Origin of the sequence: Leptospira sarikeiensis (genome assembly GCF_004769615.1) — a bacterium.
Taxonomy (GTDB): domain Bacteria; phylum Spirochaetota; class Leptospiria; order Leptospirales; family Leptospiraceae; genus Leptospira_B; species Leptospira_B sarikeiensis.
This window is the reverse complement of sequence record NZ_RQGF01000005.1, coordinates 1-21534: the sequence shown is the minus strand read 5'-3', so window position 1 is coordinate 21534 and position 21534 is coordinate 1. Positions and strand designations below refer to the sequence as shown.

At 40.1% G+C, this 21534-nt stretch carries 18 protein-coding genes; 6 read left to right on the top strand and 12 right to left on the bottom strand.

Translation table 11 applies throughout. From position 1 onward, the window contains the following. The first annotated feature begins 99 nt into the window (after positions 1–99). The 3 genes from ptsP to EHQ64_RS00665 all read left to right on the top strand — a co-directional run bounded on the left by ptsP (position 100) and on the right by EHQ64_RS00665 (position 3468). Positions 100–1839, top strand: coding sequence for a phosphoenolpyruvate--protein phosphotransferase (gene ptsP, locus EHQ64_RS00675; protein WP_135647577.1), 1740 nt, complete (start codon positions 100–102; stop codon positions 1837–1839). 73 nt (positions 1840–1912) lie between these two features. Further along, the gene (locus EHQ64_RS00670; protein WP_135647575.1) at positions 1913–2968 is read left to right on the top strand and encodes a questin oxidase family protein; all 1056 of its coding nucleotides are present in this window, start codon (positions 1913–1915) and stop codon (positions 2966–2968) included. Further along, positions 2965–3468 (top strand): hypothetical protein, encoded by a 504-nt coding sequence (locus EHQ64_RS00665; protein WP_135647573.1) that lies wholly within the window; start codon positions 2965–2967, stop codon positions 3466–3468. Before EHQ64_RS00670 ends, EHQ64_RS00665 begins: the two co-directional genes overlap by 4 nt. Here EHQ64_RS00665 and EHQ64_RS00660 read toward each other — a convergent pair. The 4 genes from EHQ64_RS00660 to EHQ64_RS00645 all read right to left on the bottom strand — a co-directional run bounded on the left by EHQ64_RS00660 (position 3460) and on the right by EHQ64_RS00645 (position 7751). Beyond that, complete coding sequence (locus EHQ64_RS00660; RefSeq protein WP_135647572.1) at positions 3460–4206, bottom strand: helix-turn-helix domain-containing protein; 747 nt, start codon at positions 4204–4206, stop codon at positions 3460–3462. The two genes, EHQ64_RS00665 and EHQ64_RS00660, sit on opposite strands and share 9 nt — an antisense overlap. A gap of 29 nt (positions 4207–4235) precedes the next feature. Then, entirely contained in the window at positions 4236–4916 is a 681-nt protein-coding gene (locus EHQ64_RS00655; RefSeq protein ID WP_135647570.1) for an LIC11631 family protein, read from the bottom strand. A 113-nt stretch (positions 4917–5029) separates the two neighbouring features. Further along, complete coding sequence (locus EHQ64_RS00650; RefSeq protein ID WP_135647568.1) at positions 5030–7072, bottom strand: AMP-dependent synthetase/ligase; 2043 nt, start codon at positions 7070–7072, stop codon at positions 5030–5032. A 169-nt stretch (positions 7073–7241) separates the two neighbouring features. Continuing rightward, a complete protein-coding gene (locus EHQ64_RS00645) occupies positions 7242–7751 on the bottom strand; it encodes a TlpA family protein disulfide reductase (RefSeq protein WP_135647566.1) in 510 nt (169 codons plus the stop codon). Positions 7752–7870: 119 nt separating this feature from the next. Here EHQ64_RS00645 and EHQ64_RS00640 point away from each other — a divergent pair, with 119 nt between their 5' ends. Beyond that, positions 7871–8281: a hypothetical protein gene (locus tag EHQ64_RS00640; protein ID WP_135647633.1), complete on the top strand. Its 411-nt coding sequence runs from the start codon at positions 7871–7873 to the stop codon at positions 8279–8281. Here the strand turns inward: EHQ64_RS00640 and EHQ64_RS00635 are convergent. From EHQ64_RS00635 to recN, 8 genes are all read right to left on the bottom strand, one after another. Continuing rightward, the gene (locus EHQ64_RS00635) at positions 8274–9398 is read right to left on the bottom strand and encodes a glycosyltransferase family 4 protein (protein ID WP_135647564.1); all 1125 of its coding nucleotides are present in this window, start codon (positions 9396–9398) and stop codon (positions 8274–8276) included. The two genes, EHQ64_RS00640 and EHQ64_RS00635, sit on opposite strands and share 8 nt — an antisense overlap. A 28-nt stretch (positions 9399–9426) precedes the next feature. Then, positions 9427–10278: a 3'(2'),5'-bisphosphate nucleotidase CysQ family protein gene (locus EHQ64_RS00630; protein WP_135647562.1), complete on the bottom strand. Its 852-nt coding sequence runs from the start codon at positions 10276–10278 to the stop codon at positions 9427–9429. 10 nt (positions 10279–10288) lie between these two features. Beyond that, positions 10289–10726: an LIC11625 family surface-exposed protein gene (locus tag EHQ64_RS00625; RefSeq protein WP_135647560.1), complete on the bottom strand. Its 438-nt coding sequence runs from the start codon at positions 10724–10726 to the stop codon at positions 10289–10291. Positions 10727–10786: 60 nt separating this feature from the next. After that, complete coding sequence (locus tag EHQ64_RS00620) at positions 10787–12988, bottom strand: ATP-dependent helicase (RefSeq protein WP_135647558.1); 2202 nt, start codon at positions 12986–12988, stop codon at positions 10787–10789. Positions 12989–13000: 12 nt separating this feature from the next. Beyond that, positions 13001–15898: a BamA/OMP85 family outer membrane protein gene (locus tag EHQ64_RS00615; RefSeq protein ID WP_135647556.1), complete on the bottom strand. Its 2898-nt coding sequence runs from the start codon at positions 15896–15898 to the stop codon at positions 13001–13003. A 95-nt stretch (positions 15899–15993) separates the two neighbouring features. Then, positions 15994–16458, bottom strand: coding sequence for an ExbD/TolR family protein (locus tag EHQ64_RS00610; protein WP_135647554.1), 465 nt, complete (start codon positions 16456–16458; stop codon positions 15994–15996). After that, a complete protein-coding gene (locus tag EHQ64_RS00605; protein WP_135647552.1) occupies positions 16459–17064 on the bottom strand; it encodes a MotA/TolQ/ExbB proton channel family protein in 606 nt (201 codons plus the stop codon). A 131-nt stretch (positions 17065–17195) separates the two neighbouring features. After that, positions 17196–18902 carry a DNA repair protein RecN gene (recN, locus tag EHQ64_RS00600; protein ID WP_135647550.1) on the bottom strand — a complete coding sequence of 569 codons (1707 nt, stop codon included), beginning with the start codon at positions 18900–18902 and terminating at the stop codon, positions 17196–17198. A 993-nt stretch (positions 18903–19895) separates the two neighbouring features. Here recN and EHQ64_RS00595 point away from each other — a divergent pair. Beyond that, positions 19896–20600, top strand: a complete 705-nt coding sequence (locus tag EHQ64_RS00595) for a histidine kinase (RefSeq protein ID WP_135647548.1) — start codon at positions 19896–19898, stop codon at positions 20598–20600. Beyond that, positions 20584–21354 carry an SDR family NAD(P)-dependent oxidoreductase gene (locus tag EHQ64_RS00590; protein ID WP_135647546.1) on the top strand — a complete coding sequence of 257 codons (771 nt, stop codon included), beginning with the start codon at positions 20584–20586 and terminating at the stop codon, positions 21352–21354. Before EHQ64_RS00595 ends, EHQ64_RS00590 begins: the two co-directional genes overlap by 17 nt. The last annotated feature ends 180 nt before the right edge of the window (positions 21355–21534 follow it).

The window sequence follows — 21534 nt, the reverse complement described above, 5'->3', positions numbered from 1 at the left end:
CTTCTGTCGGATCTCCGATTTCCGAGAGAAACCTCGGATCTTATAAAAGACTTGTCGATTCACTAAACTGCTGTATTTCTACCTGCGGATATTCTCTGAATGAATGGCGGGAAAAGAACTACGTACATGGGAATCGTCGCTTTTCCCGGCAGATTTTACGGTCGCTGCGTAAAAGTCGGAACGAAAAGAAGACATCTTGCCCACGGTGCATATATTCACGAGTCCCAAAAATCGGAAGAATTGAATAAACTCGTAAAAGCTCTCGAGTCTTCCAAGATGGAATTAAAATCAATCATCACACAACTCAAAGCCAGACCGGAAGATCGGGAGCTAAAAGAAATTTTAGAAACTCAAGTCACGATCACGGAAGATCCGGGTCTACAAGATTCATTCCGGAATCGTATCAAAGAATTTAACGAGAACGCATTTTTAGCAGTACAAAATACGATCAATGAACTCACCGACAAATTTACTCGGATGGACAATCCATTCTTCCGAGAAAGGTCGGATCATTTTCAAGATATCTCCAATCGGATTTTAGAAAATCTTTTAGATAAAAAGGAAGAAGTCTCTTTCTTAGCGGACCAATCCGAAGATGTGATCTTGGTCGCAAGACAATTAACTCCTTCTCAGATGATCCTAATGGATAAGAGCCGTATTAGGGGGATCGCAACGGACCTAGGCGGAAAAACCGGACATATGGCGATCCTCGCTAGGAACTACGGGATCCCTACCATTGTGGGTTTAAAGGAATTCTATAGAAATATTAATGATTTCGAATATGTTTTTTTGGACGCGGACACCGGCCAAATCGTAAGAAATCCTACCATCGAGGAAGTAAAGTATTACGGAGCATCTTCTCCTTTAAGTTTCGAGAAGAAAGTTGCAAAACCTAAAAAAGCGGTCACTACTGATGGGATCAAGATCCGACTAAAATGTAATTTAGAATCGGATACTGACTACGAACTCGCCAAAAAAGCGGATGTGGACGGCGTTGGACTTTTTAGATCCGAGTCCTTATTCTTAAAATACCAGGATAAAAACGTTTCGGGAGAAGAACAATTTCTGGCTTACAAAAGGATTGCGGAAGGAATGGATCCGAATCCCGTCTATGTGCGAACTTTCGATATAGGTGCGGATAAATTTTCCACAGGAGAATTCGAAGAGAATCCGTTCTTAGGAAATCGAGGGATCAGATATAGTCTTCAAAATCCGGAATGGTTCAAGGAACAATTACTCGCGATCCTAAGAGCATCTGCGTATGGGAATTTGAGTATCATGCTTCCCATGGTCACAAGCCTTGCTGAGATCCGAAAAACGAAAGAAATATTAGAAGAATGTAAAAAAGAACTCTCTGCCAAAAAGGAAAAGTACAATAAAAAGATCAAACTAGGAGTGATGGTCGAAACTCCTTCCGCAGTTTCTTCTATGGATGTTCTTGCAAGAGAAGTGGATTTTTTCTCCGTAGGAACAAATGATCTTCTACAATACTTGATGGCAGTGGATAGAAACAATGTAAACGTTTCTTCTCTCTATAATCCATTCCATATTTCTTTCTTAAGAGCTCTTTCCCAGATAGTGGAAACCGCATGGAAATACGAAAGACCTTTGAGTATCTGCGGAGAATTGGCTTCGGATACGAATTTTACGATCTTACTAATTGGTCTCGGGTTTAGAGAACTTTCTATAGCACTTCCATTTGTCGCCCCGATCCGCAAAATTATCGCATCTGTAGGACTCAAACAGGCCAATTTTCTTTTGAAGAAGATCATGGAACTATCTGAGAACGAAGATTACGAGGCAATCGAAGCCTTTTTATTTAGCAAACATTTGGAGTGAAGATCTCTTCAAAATAGAAAGTTCTAGCAGATTCTTACAAGCGGGATCTTAGAAATGCTGCTACCTTTCTAGTATGATCCAATATACCAACGACAAATTAGATATCGCATTAGAAGAGATCCTAGATTACTCCGCAGACCTTAAGAATGGACTGACAAGCCATGCAACAATGGTTGTGGAAGCCTTATACTCTTTAGGAAGGCCTGAAAAAATCCCGGTTTGGTTAGATTCATATAGATCCGAATTCAAAACCAAAGCTCCAGCAATAAAAGAGATCAAGGAAGAGAATTGGGAAACCGCTTTAGGAAATACGAATAGAAACACAGATTGGGTGAACTTCTTTCAAAAAGAATTAGAAGAGAAAGATTGGAAAACTATTTTAGATCTTTGGGTAGGGAGACTTTCCCCCGGTTTTTGCTCTGACGCAACCCACGGAATCATTCGGGTCGGGCACGCGGTCCGAAATCTTTCTAGATCAGTATCAGAGCTTCGTTTGAGAGAATTAGCGGAGGGTTTAGGGAGATGGGCCTGCACCTACCAAACTCTTCCTACAAAAGAATATTCTGACATTATGAAACTAAGACCTGGATCAGCAATTTCTAAGATCAGGGTCGTCCCCAAGGGATCCAGAAAATACGGCGGAACGATCGTAGGTGCCTTAAAGGATTTAGACGAAGATCCGTTTTTTTCAGAAGTGATCGGTATCGTCGATCTATCCGGATCTGTAGAAGTTACAATCTCAGAGCTTACTCATGTATTCGCGAAAGTATTCTTAGAGAACGCGCATGATACTTTAGGTGCAATCGTATTCACTCATGGGGTCACAAGTATCGTTTCGATACGGCATTTGCTTCCTTACGTATCCGATAAAACAAAAAGGAAATTATTGGAATTTGGTTGGCAGTCCTCCTCTTCCCTATACGCAAGTTTCGGAGACCCTAAGAAGTTTGAAATTATAGAGCTAAATTCTAAAACCAAACAAGAGCTGATAGACAAAGCGGTAGAAAATGGGGATGAACACGCAATCAAACTGACTGAGGCTTGTTTATTAGAAAATGATATCTCTCCGGACTCGATCTACTATCTAGCTGCGGAAAAAGCGATCAAACTATTGGAGAAATCAAAATGATCGGTGTCGGAAATGTATTCGGAATATTTTTGATAGTTGGAGGTTTATTGAGGATCTTAGCTTCTTTTCCTATAGAACTACAAATCATAAGCAAGGAAAACTTTTACTTTATTATAGATAGTTTTCTATTCTTGGGAATTATAGGATTATATTTAAGATTCGAGATAAATTTCAAAAGTTTTAAATTTGTGACGTTTATAGTCTCGCTTGCTTCTTCCTTACTTCTGCTGAGCAGAGGATTTATTTTCTATAAAACAAATCCATATTTCATTGGAGCAAGTTTTCTATTATTAGGGTTAACAACTTTTAGTTGGATTGTCAGAACTACCAGTCCAGAAACGAAAATTTCATTTTATTCATTCTTTGGTTCTATGCTTTTTGGGATCTTGGCTTCCATTCTACCGGTCCAATCGTTTCTATTCTCTATTTCCGGGATCCTGTTTGGACTAGGTGCAATATTTTTAGGAAGAAGTAGGATCCGAAAAATAATTTTAGAATAGATACAGCTTAGTTTGAGAATTCAAAAAAACAGAAGGGAAAAAGCCATAAGCTTTTTTAAACGAATTTGCATAATGTGCAGAATCGTAAAAGCCTGCAGCATGAGCTGCATCGGTCAAATTTTCTCCTTGGGAAATGGCAAGGGTAGCGTTCTTAAGTCTTTGCCAATTTCTAAACTCTGTGATTGAGATACCAACTAGCTCTTTAAAAAGATGTTCTAGTCTAGATACGGAGAGTCCAGCTAAACCTGCAAGTTCGGAAGAACTCAAATTTTCTAATAAGTTTTCGGAGATCTTTTTTGTTACGGAATATATCCTAGGATCCGTTGCATTCGGTACAAATTTCGGAGGCAATAAAGAATCTAATTCGTATAAGTAGGATTTTTGTTCTTCCGGATTTTCAGAACACTGATAAAGTTTATTAGAGATACTTTGGAATTTTTCACCAAGTTCTCCGATATTTAAAAACGATCCCGATGAAGGCGAACCCAACCAATTTTCCAGATCTTTCGGATCCGTACTTAGAGCTGCTATCAAGGAATCTTTTCCTTGAAGATCAATATTTAACCCTTTAGGGATCAAAACAGAATGAAATGATTCCCAAGAAGTATTCTCCTTACGAATTTCGAAGTTTTTAGAATTTAAACTGGAAAGAAGATAGCAGGAACGATCCGAATGAAAGGATAATTCTTCGATATTTCCTATCAGCAACGATCTAGAATTCCACACGAATATTTTCATCGAAGGAGCCTAGATCATTGTGATTCGAATTATTTTTCTTGCGAGGAAATTTCTGAAAATTCTAAACTTAAAAACAAGAAAGGATCCTGCTCGATCTTCTTTTCTTGAAGGAATAAAGGCCCGAAAGATTCTTTCGGCTTTAAAAAATTCAAGTAGGATTGTTTTTCAGTTCTTAGAAAAAAATTCCCCTCTAATTTTTTATCCGAATTGAATTTTGAAATTTCTTTGATAATAGACGGAAGATTTCTATCTTCCGATTTACCCGGAGAAAAAAGAGTAAGATAGTTCTTATTTTTCCATTTCCCCTCTAATACGAAGCCTTCCGAGGTGAAAAACTTCCCGAATGGTAGATCTTTCTCGATCTCATCTAGTCTAGAATAAGTACATAAATTTTCCGAGCCAAGTACTTTGGGTAAAAATGAATCTATTTTTATACCAATCGCATTTTCCCAACCAGAACTTAGGCAAAGTCCCTTTTTAAACAAAGGGCTCAGGTTTTTTATTTCTAATTCCGTTCCTGATTTTAGAAAACCTAATTCTGCTCGTGCAAAAACAAATCCCAAGTTTAAGACTGAGAAATCCCGAACCCTAGAAAAATCCCAAGTCTCTTTTCCTTTTAAAGGTGAAAAGTAAAGATTGTCCAGAGCATACAAGTCGGAATGACCGTACGGTTCGAATAGACTCGGTTTAGAAAGGGTCGTTTTCGCCATATATCTAAAATATCGGCGAGGTCTTTCAATCCCACTAGGGCAAAAAAAAGCCCCGGCAATCCAGCCGAGGCCCTTTTCTTCGTAATTTCCCGAACAAAACCGGTAAAAACGAATTATTTATCCGTTGAGTAGACTTTTTTAATCTTATCAGCGTATTTTTCAGTAATCACGTGGCGTTTCATTTTGAGCATATTGTTCAACTCGTCACCCACTTCGAATGGTTTAGCAACTATGAAGAAAGGAGTTACTTGTTCGAAAGATTTGAATCCGTTCTTAGCGTTATTCAATGCTTTGATCTCTTTTCTGAATAGATCCACAACTTTAGGGTTATCGTTCAGAGCTTCTTTATTCGAAATATCCAGTCCGTTCTCTTTCGCCCATTCATCCAACTTTTCGAAATCCGGAACGATGATCGCTCCCAGGTTTTTCTGGTCTTGTCCGATGATCATACACTGGCTGATATAGACAGATTCTTGTAATTTGTTCTCGATTGGGACCGGCTCTACGTTCTCTCCACCGAGTAATACAACAGTATCTTTCGCTCTTCCAGTCAGGGTAAGGGTATGTTTGAAGTTGATCATCCCCATATCGCCTGTGTTCATCCAACCGTCCACAAGTGCTTTAGAAGTAGCCTCTTCATTTTTGAAGTATCCCTTCATAACCTGAGGTCCGTTGACGAATACAACACCCTTACGTCCCAGTTTTCCTTTTACGATCTTTCCATTCGCATCGATCTCTGTTAGAACTTCGTTATTCTCACTTCTGATCTGAAGATGAGTTTTTGGAACGATGGAACCCACGGAGCCGATGATCAATTTTTGGAAAGTTCTTACGGAAAGTACAGGAGAAGTTTCAGTCATACCGTAACCTTCCAAAACGTTGATCCCAATATTATTGAAAAACTCGTCCACGTGGCGAGGAAGAGCTCCTCCTCCTGAGATGGAAGCTTGTAATCTTCCACCGGTCGCAGTTCTGATCTTAGAAAGAACGATCTTATCCAAAGTTGCGCTATTCAGGATCACTCCGAGTCCTGCAAGAATATACAAAGGCAGGCTCAAGTAAGAGAACTCAGTAGGAGCTAACAAATATGCGGCGATCGAAGAGATCACAGTCAAAGTGAAAGGTCCTGTCAATAACAACTGAAAGAACATTAAGATCCCGTAAAATAACGAGAAAATCGGATTTCTTCCGGTATAATCCACTTCTTTTCCGGTGATAAAACGGACAGCAGCATTCTTCTTATCAGAGAAGAAATACGCCAATTTAAAAAGACCTCTCCGGATCGTAGGAGTTTGGCTCGGATCGTTGATACGAGTATAAATACCGTTGTAGATATTTTCCCAAAGACGAGGAGCAGAACCCATAAATGTAGGTTTTACAGTAGCCAAGTCTTGGCGAAGATCTCTTACGTTTGTGTAATAAGTCGCAGCACCAATACTGATACATACGTATTCCACAACTCTTTCGAAAACGTGCCATACAGGAAGAATAGAGAGAAGTCTAGCTTCTGCATTGATCTTAAGCATCGGAGTTACGTTTAGAACCTGATGCATCATATTAGAATGTTTTAATTGAACTCCCTTAGGAAGACCAGTGGTCCCGGAAGTATAGATCAAGGTGAAAAGATCTTCTGGATGGATCGCTGAAACTCTTTCTTCGACTTTGCGAGAACCGGAAGCTCTTAAACTTTTTCCCTTTTCGATGAGTTCATACATTTTAAGAACTCCGGGAGCCTCGGACTCTTTGTCCATCATAATGATTGTTTTTACTTTTCCGAGCTGAGACTTGTTACGATTGAACTTCTCAAGCATCTTATCATTCTCGATAAAGACTACTTCTGATTCGGGATGGCTTACTATATAAACGATTTCGGAGTCGGTGATATCGGTTCCTCTTGGAACGTCCGCGGCACCGGTCATGATGATCCCGTAATCCGCAATGATCCATTCTACACGGTTATCTGCAAGTAGGGCGACATGGTCTCTTGATTGAATGCCTAATTCGATCAATGCTTCCGCAATATTTACACCTGATTCGTATAACTCGGAATAAGTGATGGGCAAATAATTTTTTTGCGCGTCCTTGTATAAAAAGGCCGGCTTGTCTTTGAATTTGTCTGCCGACTCACGAAATAATTGGGCGAGATTCTCAGCCATGAATGGATATTCTCCTGAATGAAAAGGGATAGATGGATCAAGTCCGGTAAGCACCTACCGGTAAATCTGATTCCACATTCAAACTAAATGCTGAAAGATAAATCCTTTTTTTTCGAACGGGACTAAGATTGAGTTTTTATTACACGATCGTTATGAATAGAACGAGATTTTAAGGAGATTCGAGCCAGTTTTTTAGTCTTCCGTTCAAAACAGGTAAATCTCTTTCCGAAATTCCGTATTGAGAGTGGAGTTTTTTACCGGACTTGCTAAATACGAATAAGGCGGGCTGTCCTTCAATTTTCAAAGGGTTCACCAATTTCCATTCAGGATCCAATAAACTTGGATATTCCATCCCGAAATCAGCCGCAGCCTTTTTGATCTCTTCTATACTCAGATCGTCTTCCGTATTTATACCTAGGACGATTGCGGGAGAATCTTTCAATTTAGTTCTCAGCTTTTCTACGACTGGGACAGCTTTTTTACAAGGTTCGCACCAGCTAGCCCAGAAATCCAAAACCACGATCTTTCCCTTGTCTTCTGAGAATTTGTGGGAGTTCCCATCCCAATCCTGAAGAGAGATTTGATACAGAAGAGGAGTTTCTTCCGATTTGCAATTATTAGAAATAAGAACGGTAAATAAGAAAACTAAGAAGAAGTGTCTGGCTTTATTAAAAAGCATACTCCCAGAATACAAAAAAGAATCCGCGCTACAAGTCATTTACGTCGAATTCAGAAAGATTCCATTTTTCTCTCCTTGATCTAGAATGCAAGGGTCCAAAACTTGTATAGGTGCCGAGTTTGGAAGAGACTAGGATCTATAATTACTTTTTCCAATTTTCAGAATTCCAAAATTATTTGGAAGGACGGATCTTTCAGGGAGAAGGGATCCATTTTGATTCTGGCTCCTTGGGAGATTCCCAAAAACCGACAAAACTTTTCCTCGAATTTGATCCTAAAAAAGGATTAAGGCTTCGTCTTAAATCCGAAAAAAATCTAGAATTAGTTTCTTCTGAATTTTCAGACAATTTTTGGACTCGAAAAGAAGATCTATTTATTTGGAAACCAAACTCTAAGGAAGAGATCTATTTTCAAGCAATGGATCGAAATAGATTACATATTCATTGGAAATCTTCTTCCGAAATTTATTTTTCCGGAACAATTGGAATTCGACCTAAATCAATTCTAGAAAAAATATTTGGATTTATCTAATGGCCCACATTAAAAATAGTGTTTTCATTTCATAAGCGGATTTTTTTCTTTCGAATTTTTTAAGGTCTGCTTTTGGGAACTTTACATTTTTCTTTTGAAAATCAACAATTGCTTTAACCCAATGATCTTCTGATAAAGGCGGAACGTATTTACAGGATTTTTTTCCGATCTCATGAAATACTTCCAAATTCGAAACGATACAAGGAAGAGAATATGCTAATGCCTCTAAAAGTGGAATACCGAATCCTTCATAAATAGAAGGAAAAAGGAATAATTTGGCTTTAGAATATAGATAATGTAATTCTTCATCGGTTACGAAATCGAGCCAATATAATTCTTTAGAATCGGATGCCTGTTTGAATTTTTCCAAGAAAGCAGGATCTTCCCAACCAGCCTTCCCAGCATGGACCCACACCAAATCCGATTTTTCTTTCTTTAATTTTTCATATGCTCTAAACAGAGTTTGAAAGTTTTTCCGAGGTTCTAAAGTAGAGACCGTTAAGAAAAATTTGGCTGGCAAATCCTTTACTCTGGATGTAGGAGGAGTTTTGATTTTTCGAATCTCTTTTGGTTCATAACCTGGATAGATCACACGGATCCTATCCTTTGGATAAGAATAATACTTTTGTAGTTCGGAAGCGGTAAATTTAGAATTTGCGAAAACAAAACTGGCCCTTTTAATACTTCTCTTTAAATAGAAAAGTTGCTGTAAACGTGCAATCGTTCTCATTGTTTCAGGGAATCGATAGGCCACAAAATCATGATAGGTCAGAAAACCGGGGATTCGTTTCGGTAAAAAGGGAGGAAACACTTGCTGGGTCCCCCAAAACAAATCGATCTGATATTTTCTGATCTGAAACGGAAGATAGAATGCGAAATACAATCCTCCTTTCTTAGCTAATGGACCTTTTCCGATGACTGCTTTTATATTCGGATTTTTGAATAAACTAGAATACCCTTCATGGATTGGGCGAGAAGAGAAAAGATAAAATTCGAAATTTGGATCCCCTTCAAACCCTTTCAAAACGGATTCGATCAGTCTACCAACTCCTGAAACTGGAGTTGATAAGGGTCTTGCATCCAGTGCGATTCTGTATTTTTCTTGGTTCAGGTACAAGGAATTACGACTTATTCTAAAATTCTACTTACCAACGATCTCTTACTGAACTTTGAAGAGAAGTTTTAAACTTTTCCCAGAAATCCTGGACCGTTTTAGATTCGCCCGCAAGTAGACCGATCCCGAGTTTAGAAGTCAGAAACTCGTAATCTTTTCCGGATCTTATCTCCAAGTCTTTTCCAAGAGAAGCTCTTAAAATAGCAAGCCCACCGGCCACATCCCAATCGTTTTTAGGTCTAAGAGAAACCGTCATAGGATATTTTCCAACTGCAACTAAGGCAAGTTTATATGCGATCGAGCCCTTGGATTCGAAAGTATATTCTTTTCCGTAATTTAAATTTTTATAAAGCCCTGCTTTGGACTCCGAAACCGAAACGAGTATTTTGGTAATTTCGGAAGGATCTCTTTTAGGAAGATGAAACGGATTTTCCCAATCGATTGAATTTTCTATATAAGGATGTTTTAAAATTTGATAAGAAGCGCCCTTGCCTTCCATTCCCCAAAAAAATTCACCGTTTGCAGGATTCATCACGATCCCAAAACTCAATTTTCCTTTTTCATAAAGGCCAAGGCTGATCGCAAACTCGGGATTTTTAGCGACAAATTCTCTAGTTCCATCAATTGGATCCAGGATCCAAACTCTCTCTCCTTGGTAGGAAGAATGAGAGAAGTTCGTATCTTCTTCTGAATAAACTTTGTCTTTTAGGATTTGGCGAATACCGCCAGCAATGATCTCGTTTGCTTGTATGTCTGCTTCGGTAAGTGGATCACCTTTGGATTTTTCCATCACATGGAAATCCGTTCCATAGATGGAAAAAATCCTGTCTGCTGCTTCCAGAACGAGCTTAGAAACTATTTCCGCTTCTTCCGGAAATTGCATCGAAGAAAAACTATTTTCCGGCCGGTTGAGCTGGTTGTTTTTCGTCCTTGTGAGCTTCTTCTTCTATATTATCAGGGCGAACATAGAAAACTTCGTTGATAGGAGTTTGTAGATAAATTTCAGGGTCCATTAAATAACTGTAAAATACGATATAAGTCTTGTATTTTACGTAAACTCCGTAAGTTCCCTTTTGAGGCTCGTAAGAAATAGAATCCGCTTTCAGATCCTTGGTATATTCTTTATAATCCAAATATTTACGATGAAGGCTGTATTTTAGCGCGGATAGTAGGTTTTTTTCCAAGGTCGCCTTTTTAGTGGACTCGGAAATTTTTCGGTTCTTATTGAACTCTTCTACTTTATTAAATTCTTCTACTAAACCGCTGACTTTTCCAGCAAACAATGGGCTCGCCAGGCAGAACGCCAAGGCTAGTATTAAGATCCGTTTCATTGTTTCTCCTATGTTCCTGAGAATAGTATCGGTATTTTAGGGGTGGAACTTTCCCCCTAGTTATAATTTCTCCAGGGGCGTATAGGCAAGGAAAAAGTTCTTCTCCAGGTCCCCGAATTTAATTTTTACTTTTCGATTTTTGCCGGTTCCTTGGACGGAAACCACTTTTCCGGGGCCAAACTGGGCATGAGAGACCCGGTCTCCTTCCCGAATATCTGAATCTTCCCCAAGCGGAGTTCCGCTTGGAACGATTTCCCTTGGGATTTCCGGAGTTTTATACGCCCCGGAAGAAGCTACAGGTGGCCCTTGAGGGCGACGAACTCCTCTTTGGGCAAGGACCCCTTCTTCCCCAAAACATTCGCTCGGAATTTCAGGTAAAAATCTAGACGGGATCCGATCTTCTACCTTACCAAATTTCCGAGATGTTCTGGAATAACTTAAGTACAATTTCTCCCTGGCTCTGGTCAATGCTACGTAAAAAAGCCTTCTCTCTTCTTCCTCTCCGTTCGGTTCTTCTAAACTCATGGAATGAGGAAAGGTACCTTCTTCCAACCCTGTGATGAAAACTGTTGGAAATTCCAACCCCTTAGCATTGTGAACCGTCATTAAATGTACGTAATCAGTTAACTGCGCAGTATCCTCTTCCGAGGTAAGAAGGCTGATCTGGTTCAGGTATTCTTCTAAGTTGGGAGAATCTTCTCTGGACTCATATTCTTCGATCGAGTTTACGAATTCTCGTACGTTCTCAACACGAGAGACCGCTTCCTCGTCGTGAGAATTTCTTTCCATATATTCCACCCAGCCCGATCGTTCCACGATCTCTAAGGCAATCTTAGATGGAAGTTCTCCTTTTTCTTTTCGATCGATCAAGTCGTCGAATAAATGATAGAGTTCTTTCGCTTTTCCTAAACTCGCTTTTTTTAGCGGAAGATCCGGACGACCGATCGCTTCCAAAAAAGAAATCCCTTGGTCCAGAGAGAATGTTCTGATCTTTTCTATACTCGCGTCCCCGATCCCTCTGGGCGGAGTATTTACAATCCTGAGTAAAGAGTTGGAATCCATCGGGTTTGCGACTACGTTCAAGTAAGCGATCATGTCTTTGATCTCTGCTCGATCAAAGAATCTAAAACCACCGAAAATTTTGTATGGAATGCCGGAAGATCTTAAACCTTCTTCGAAATATCTAGATTGAGCATTTGTTCTATAGAAGACTGCAAAATCCTTGTATTCGGCTCCTCGGGCGGAACCGGCTCTGATCTTCTTTACGATATCGTATGCTTCTTCATTTTCATTCTCGAACTGAGAAGCCGAGATCGGATCTCCTTGCTCGTTATTTGTGAATAACTCTTTCTCTTTTCTACCGGTATTATTCGAGATCACCTTGGAAGCAGCACGGATGATCCTGGAAGTAGATCTGTAATTTTCTTCCAACTTAACGACAAACGCATTCGGAAAATCACTTTCGAAATTCAGAATATTCGAAATGTCTGCTCCTCTCCAAGAATAAATGGACTGATCGTCGTCACCGACCACACAAAGATTCCCTCTTTCACCGGATAAAAGCCGGACCAATGTATATTGCGCCTTATTCGTATCCTGATACTCGTCCACCATGATATAATTCCAACGATCTTGGTAATTTCGTAGTACAAGCGGGTTTTGTTGGAATAGTTGGACTGTCTTTTGGATCAGATCCCCGAAATCGAAAGCCTGGTTCTTCTTCTTTCTTTTCTCATATTCCTCGTAAATTGTAGAGATCATCTGAGAACGATGGGAAAAATTTTCTTTTCTGATATAAGCATCCGAATCGGAAAGTCCGTCTTTCCAAGAGGAAAATATGCTTACTAAGGAAGAAGGTTTGTATTGTTTAGGATCTTCATGAAGATCTTTGATTACTTGTTTAATTAAGGATTCCTGTAATACAGAATCGTAAACAGTAAATCCCGAGGGCATTCCAAGGGAAGAAGTTTCCCTTCTTAGAATATATAAGCAGAGAGAGTGAAATGTTTTGATCTGAACATTCCAAGGAATGGAAGTTACAAGTTTCCCTACCCTCTCTAACATTTCGGCCGCAGCCTTATTCGTAAATGTTAATGCACAGATAGAATCGGTTCTCTTGTTCAGAATAAGATTAGCGATCCTATGCGTGATGACCCTGGTTTTTCCGGAGCCGGCCCCCGCGAGGATCAGCACAGGGCCTTCTAATTTTTCTACTGCAGCCTTTTGAGGCTCGTTTAGTCCTTCTACAAGATCGACAGACAAAACAAAAATCCCTTAGAATCGGTAATCGCCGATACCGAATACGAATTGGAATGCGTTATCCGACTCGTATTTTTCGAAAGGAGCCCAGAAATTTCCGGTAGGTCTTAATTTTTGAGCAAAATAGATACGCAAAGGAAGAACAGGAATTTGTACCCTTAAGCCCACACCCCAAGAATATCTCATTCTATCCATAGCTACGTTATCCGCAGATAGGATCAAACGGCCAGGGTTATTCAATTCGTCGTAAGTTACGTCGGCCTTACGCCCGTTCTGCAAGTTGAAATTATTCGTAAGATACCAGTTGAGAGGATTTGCAGCGATCTGATCCGCTTTATTCTTATCGTAAGATTCGAAATAATCTTTTTTAGTACCCGTAGCGCGGTTGACCTCTTCATAAAGAGCTCCTCCGTCTAGGAACACTACCAACCACAATAAGCTTGGCTCGATCGGGATCCGGATCTCTGTATCGAATAGGATCCTATGCTGGGCACCATCTCTCCATTCCACTGGATATTTGGAGTCGTTATAATACCAACCTCTTAAGGATTCATAACCACCTATGATCAATAAATCCTGAGGACGGATATAAGGGTCTTGCACAGGATCTTGGTTATGAGAACCTCCCATTGGAGCTCTTTGGAAAATGAAAGTATCCGAAGTTCGAAATTCCTGTACGACTCTCCATCTACGAAGCGCATTGTTTCGGATCAAACCTCCGAAGGTGAAGTCGAACCAGGTATGATAGTATTCCGCTAAGATCCTGTATTGGTCGAAGTGTGAACTTCCACCTAAATACTGTCCTACGTTATCTACTTGGAATAGAAGATCATATCCTCTTGTAGGAGCAAAGACGTTATCTCGAATATCATATGCGAGCCCGTTTGTGACCTGAGATCTGAACTGCCAACCTCTTCTTACGTTTGCAAGAACCGCATCCGAAACAAGAGCAGTCGGATTCGAATAAGAATAAAACGCCGGAGTATATCTATGGAAATGGGTCCAGTTTGTTCCAAGTCTATGAGCAACCCCCATAGTGACTCCCAGACCGTTGTTATCATAAGTAGCATTTTCAACAGTCGGAGCAGTAGTACTATCCGAAATTGCAATTGTAGAAGTGGAACCTAAGAAAATGGTCCGAGAGAAATAGAACATGGAAAGAGACAAAGACCAAGGAGTATCGTACATCCAAGGTTCTGTCCAAGAGATCTGGAAGGACCTTCTATAAGGTCCGAATTCCAAACGGCCGGAAACTTTCTGTCCGGTACCGTTCAGGTTATTCTCTCCGATCTCCGTAAAGATGGTAAAACCGGTAATCGTTCCGTAACCACCACCCATAGAAACCGTTCCGGTAGGTTGTTCCAAAACTTCGATGACAAGGTTCATCTTAGTGTCATCAGAACCAGGTCGCATATTAAAGTTTACTTCTTTAAAATAACCTAAGTTAAAGATCCTCTCCCTAGAACGATTCACGAGTCCCGAATCGAATAGATCTCCAGGTTTGAATAATAGTTCTCTTCGGATTACCTTGTCTTGGGTCTTTTTATTACCCTTAATAATTACGTTCTCTATCTGAGCTAAATTATTTTCCCGTATCGTAAAATCAACGTGAACGAATTTACGCCCTCTTAGATCCGGACTATCTCTATAAATTTCTCTTAATTTACGGATATTTAATTGTTTATATTCTTCGTCACAAGCTTTCTTTTCTACTTCGGACTTTCTGCCGGCGCAGTTTTCATAATATTCCAAACTTTCAGAATCTAAGGAGACTATCTTTCTTCTAGGAATTACCTGAGCGAAGATATGTCCTTTGGAACCGTAAAGTTCGTTTACCGTCGCCCTGTCCCGAGAGAAAACAGTTTCGTCGAATATTTCACCTGCGTCTTTAGAACTATAGTCCAAAGACTTTTCGATTTCCGAAATAGTGAATAGAGGTTTTAATTTATCTTTTGGGGTCTCCGGAGGGTTATTTTCCTTATTCAAAAAAATAGGTCTTCCGTCCCCGTCGGTGGTCATATCATGGGATACTGTATAACCGTTAAAATAATATACCTGGCCCTCGTATAATTTGATATTTACGATGATAACCCTGCGATTTTTTTTCTCAGAGTTTTCCCAATGGATCTCCCAGTTGGTCCCTTCTCGGATCAATTCAGAATCCAAATATCCCTTACTTCTAAGGTAGGCTTGGATCATTTCTTTATCTTTTTCGAATGAACTCTCTTTGAAGTTTCCGCCCTCGAAAAGACCTTCTTCCTTCAACTCCATTAATCCTAGGATCTCAGAAGTTTCTATCGTCTCGTTCCCGTAAATATTGATCTTTGCGACAGGGATCTCTTCTCCCTCATCTATGATGAAACGTACCTTGACTAAGTTGGTTTTAGGGTCAGGTTTTCCTAATTCCACTTTAACATAAGCAAGGAAAAAGCCTTCATCTTTATATTTTTGTAATATAATATCTCTGGATTTGGAAACTTTCTGAGGTGTAATTACCTCGTTATCCTTTAAAGGCATTTTATCCCGAAGGTCTGCCGGAAACACCTCATCAGCACCGATAAATTCGATATCTTTTACTCTTGGTCTTTCTTTTAATTCGAAAGTAACCCGAACTCCACCTTCTACTTCTTCCGCTTTAATATCTATAAAATAGAAAAATCCGGAAGCAAATAATGCCTTTAAGTCTCTGTCGATCCCTGCTTTGGTAAGGATCCTTCCTGTTCTCAATTCCAATAAGGAGCTGATATCGGAGTCAGAGGTGTTTTTGTTCCCGCTGAATTTTATCTCTCGAACGATTTTGCCGAAGTAATCGCTCTTTTTAGAGAAAAGTTGAGAGATCTCGCCGGAGTAAAAAAAGAATCCGCTTACGAAAATAAGGGCGAGCGATTTATATATGGATACTTTTCGTTTCAATAGTTTCGGAAATAGGCCTTAAGGCTTTGGGCAAAATTTAAAATCGAGACGGACTTCTCCCACTCGATAAAAGTCTTCAGATCCACCTAAATGAATCACTGACCTCCCGGTTGACGGACCATAGCAAGATTAAATCTTGTCACTCCCGCCTCGTTCACTTTATCGATCACTTTTACGATGGTTTGATAATTCGCGCCGCCGTCCCCTCTAATGATCACACGATTTTTACTTTGTTCTTTTTTGTCCTTATCGTCCTGATTTTGGCCATTGAACAATTTGATCTTTTCGGTTAATTTTTCCAAGGGAACAGGTTCCGTATCCTTATCTAGAAAAATTTTACCGTCTTTATTAACCGTAATTACGAGTTCGTCTTTTTTCTTTTCCTGAGCGGTACTGGAAGATCTGGGAAGTTCTATCTTTACAACTGTGGATTTTTCCAAAGTTGCATTCATCAAAAAGTAAATTACGATAAAACAGATAACGTCGATCATAGGAGCGAGCTCGATCTGGCCCGCCCTAAAACTTCCGCTTTCTCCCCGACTCCATTTTCTAAATTTCATTTACTTTAAAAACCTAAGAGCCTGCTCGGAAAGGGTTTCCATTTCAGAAATCGCGTCTTCCTTTTTCTTTTGGAAGTAGTTATGGAATATATATGCCGGGATCGCTACGAAGAGTCCCATAGCAGTAGTGATCAATGCCTCACTGATCCCTACTTCTGCTCCCCTTGTTCCGGAGCCTTCCGCAAATGAACGAATGATACCTAGAACCGTTCCAAGAACTCCTAATAAAGGAGAAATGGTTGCGATCGTGGCTAAAGGAGAAAGGAACTTTTCCATTCTCTGGATCTGATTTAATCCTTGGGTTACGATCTCATCATCTACAGAAGATGCACTTTTTTTAAACTGAGAGATCCCAGCTTGAAGAACTTGAGAGACCGGTCCTTGGCTTAAACTTTTCATCAGATCGGATGCCGAATCAAAGTTCTTTTCTCTTAACAGATCTTTTACTCTTCTCCAATCGTCTGGACTAATGGACTTCCAACGAGAGAAAAAGATCAGCCTTTCAATGATTATTGTAAATCCCACTATAGATACTAGAAGAATTAAAATTGGTACGGTTTCCGGAGGGATAATGGAAACCAAAGAATCTGTTTTGGCAAGAATCATGTCGGCTTGAGGTTCTCCAAGGAGTAGAGTTTCCAACTCGGCTGTCCCTGCCAAACGATTTTTAAAAGGAATGCCTCCTTTTTACCGGACCGAAATTGGATCCGGCAAAGAGGATGAGAACTGCAGAGAATTTACACTGCCTTCTTTTTGAGTAATTCCTTCGCGTGGTGGAGAGCGCCTTTGGAGATATTTTGACCCGCAATCATTCTCGCAAGTTCCATTGTCCTCTCTTCCATTCCTAAGAATTCCGTCTCCGACAGGGTCCTTCCTTCTATGACTCTCTTACTCACAAGTAGATGATGATCTGCTGCTGCGGCGATCTGCTGTAAATGGGTCACTAAAATGATTTGATGAGTTTTAGAAAGAGTCCTGAGTTTTTTCGCAACATCCAAAGCGATTTCTCCACCCAGACCAGAGTCAATCTCATCAAAAACTAAAACTTTTCCATCAAAATTGGAACCAAGTACGCTCTTGATGGCCAACATCACTCTGGAAATTTCACCTCCAGAAGCGATTTTACGTAAAGGCCTAGGTTTCTCTCCCGGATTCGGACTAAAATAGAATTCTGCCTGGTCCAAACCGAATTCGTTTACCAAATACGATTTTCCTTGGGCTTCCACTTCTCCTTCAGGACTTGTTTCCCAACGAAGTACCACTTGTAATCCGGCACCCTTCATTCCTAAAACTTCCAACTCTGATTTGAGTTTTGTTTCGAATCGGTTCAGAACTTCTCGTCTTGCCTTCGATAATTGCAAACAACTTTGGGTCAGCTTATCTGCTGCCTTTTTCTTTTCTTTTTCTAAGGACACTTTAGAGTCCAAGTTTTGTTCTAAGGCGGCAAGCTCGTCTTCCGACTTCTTCTTTGTTTCTAAAATTTCCGGGATAGAATTTCCATATTTCTTTTTCAATTTTTGGATCAGATCTAACCTTGATTGCACATGAGACAATCTTTCAGGAGAAAAAAATACCTCTTCCTTTTGGTCCTGTGCATTTGTATTGATCTCTCGGATCGTTACATACACTTCTTTTAAAGAAGAATCCATTTCGTTTAACGATTGGCTCAAAGACTTGATCTTATCGGAAGCGGCAAGCACCTTGGGAAAAACTCCTAAAACGGAAGTTTCACTTTCATGCAGATATCCTGTGATGATATCCAGATTTTCCGCCAATTTTTCCCCATGAACCAGTAAGTTTTCTTCCTTACTGAGTTCCTCTTCTTCTCCATTCTTTAGGTTTGCAGAATGGATCTCGTCGATCTGGTATTGTAGGATCTCTTTTTTACGAGTTTTGTCCGCATGAGATAACTCCAATTCCTCTAATCTTTTTTTCAGGCTTTTATAAGTCAAAAATCCTTCTTTTACCTCTCCTCTAAGAGAGTTCAATCCTGCAAATGTATCCAGGATATCCAGTTGTTGAGCTTTGTCTAAGAGTAAGATCTGATCATTTTGATTATGGACTTCTGATAAGATCTCTCCTAAACCTCTAAGCACCTGGGCAGAAGAAAGAGAATGATTGATCTGGATCTTTGTTTTTCCGTCTCGAGTGAATTCCTTTCGGATCACAATCGTAGATCCATCTAGAGGAAAACCATGTTCCTGCATCCAAAGTTTCGCTGGAGTATTTCCGGAAATATCGAACACAGCTTCTAAACAATACTTATCCGAGCCGGTTCGTATATCCATTGTACTACTCTTGCCTCCAAGTAGAGACGATAAGGCGTCTAGTAATAATGATTTTCCCGAACCGGTCTCTCCAGTGATCGCGGTTAGCCCCTTACTCAGATCGATTTGGGCAGATTCAATTAATGCAAAGTCTCGAATTGTAATTGTTTGAAGCATGATTTTACCTCTTGGTAACACCATACTATTCGTATATTTATATACTTTTGTAAACTATTTTTTTGTATAGTATTTTAAAAAATTCAGAACATACCATAGGGGGACGTCTCCCCCTCGCCGGGAAATGTACTTCTCCGAACCCCGGAACCGGAAAATCGGAACAAACAAATCATTCGAACATCTATCTCCTGAGATACAGCCATTTATAAAATCTATGAATTAGAAAAATTTAAAATGGATCACTCTGGACCTGGATCCGCCAAACACAAAAATACAAATTTGCTTAGATCCTCTTTTTCTCCGGATCCTAATTCCTGGAGAAGTAAAGTGGACAAAAGACATTGTTCATTTTTGTCTACCGGCCTTTGACAAACGGAGAATACAAAAAATAAAGATAGAATGACTATTAAGATCCGTTTATGCATAAAATATATAGAAGTGATTTTTCAGATTATAAATATAAGAAAAGCTAAAATCTCGCTAACGAGTATTTAAGCAGCAGTAATTCCACGATTAGCAACCCTTCCTTCTCAAACCTTTGCGCCTTTGCGTGATTCAATTTTTACTATAATGTTTCCACGCGAAGCCGCGAAGAAAAGAAGATATCTTCAGTGAACTCTTTGATTGGCCTGCGTAGTAGGAGTATTTTGACTCAGTTCTAAATTTATCCCAATATATTTACAAAACAAATCCTTCTCGTATCTTTGCGCCTTCGCGTGATTTAATTTTATTCGGTTCATTTTACGCGGAGCCGCAAAGAAAGGAAGGTATCTTCTTTCCCCGCGAAAGATCGAACTGGGGTCAAAAAATCGTACTGCGATTTTTTGACTGGAAGTGAGAGCTTGGGCCGAGCCGGTCTAACACCGGATCGGACGCGGCCAACACTCGTTTGTATCCTTTTTGAGATCTGAGAAGTGCTGATTTTTGATTGCATGAATCATCCAAGGGGAAAGACTGGGTATCGATTTTATCCCTACAGAGGACTAAACGAGCATGGCAAAAAGTTTCAAAGAATTAGACGCCCAGCTCTCCGATTACATCCTCAATCGCTCCCGCATCTCCGTTCAATCTTCCAGAATGAATTCTAAATTGGAAAAATACGTTTTACGTATTTTGACCGAGGTTCTAGAAAAATTAGGACAGACTAGATACATCGAAATGTTGTACACCATTACCAAAGAAATGGCGATCAACGGAGTGAAGGCCAACCAAAAGCGGGTATTTTTCGAAGATTTAGGTCTAGATATTCGAAATCCAGAGCATTATGACCAGGGGCTAGCCCAGTTTAAGCAGAACTTCTCCGAAAAAATGGCCGACGAATATGGGAAGCGTTGTCTTGCCCGAGGCGTTTTTGTCAAAATTACGGTTACTTATACTACGGAAGGATTAGTAGTAGAAGTAGTAAATAATACACCGGTAATCGAGATCGAAGAATCCCGTATGAGGGAAAAGATGAGAAAGGCGATGGAATACAATGATATCGCCGAATTCTACATGGATAATATGGACAATACGGAAGGAGCGGGACTCGGGATCGCTCTTATCATGATCCTTCTCAAGAGTGAGAATATTGATCCGAATTTGTTTAGGATCCAAACAGATGCTTCCGAAACAGTCGCCAGAGTAGAAATCCCCTTCACTGATAAATACGTAACCATTAGAAGTAAGGAAATCAACCAAGTTGGAAATCACAAATAAGACTGCCGTAGTCACCGGTTCTGCCGGAGGCTTAGGCAAAGAAATGGCGATCCATTTTGCAAAATTGGGCGCTAATATCGTTCTGTCGGATATCTCCGCAGAAAAACTTGCGGAAGCGAAGAAAGAGATCGAAGCGATCGGAGCTAAAGTTATCGCAGTTCCGACAGACGTGTCCAAAGAAAAAGACGCGGAACAATTGATGGAACAAGCGGTTTCCGCATTCGGATCCGTGGACATTGCAGTTCTAAACGCTGGGATCCTAAGAGACGGACTTTTAGTAAAAGCTGATAAACAAACCGGCAAGGTCGCTTCCAAACTTTCCCTGGCGGAATGGCAGGCAGTGATCGATGTAAACTTAACTGGAGTTTTTTTAACCGGTAGAGAAGCGGCAGTTCAAATGGTAAACAACGGAACCAAAGGAGTCATTATTCCGATCGCTTCCGTTTCTATGCACGGAAACCCAGGACAAACAAATTATTCCGCAGCTAAGGCAGGCGTCGCAGCTATGACCAGGCTTTGGGCCAAGGAACTCAGTCGTTATGGCATCCGAGTTGCGGGTATCGCACCTGGATTCATCGCTACGGAAATGGTAATGAAAGACATGAATCCGGAAGCCTTAAAAAAATGGGAGGCGTTAATCCCAATCGGAAGATTAGGAAGACCTGATGAGATCGCAAGCACTGCGGTGTTCATCGCTCAAAACGATCTGGTAGACGGAGTCGTTTTGGAAATTTCAGGAGGGGTCAAGATTTGACCCCTTTTTTATATCTTTGTTAATATACTTCCATTAGTTTTCCCTAATTCTTCCACACTTTTGCCTTGATTATTCTATTTTGGCAAAATCCTATAACACGAAACTCTTAAGTAGCTCTTACATATTTTTCTGAATTAGAATTCCGGCAAATTCGAAGTTTATAATAGTACGGAATTAGTT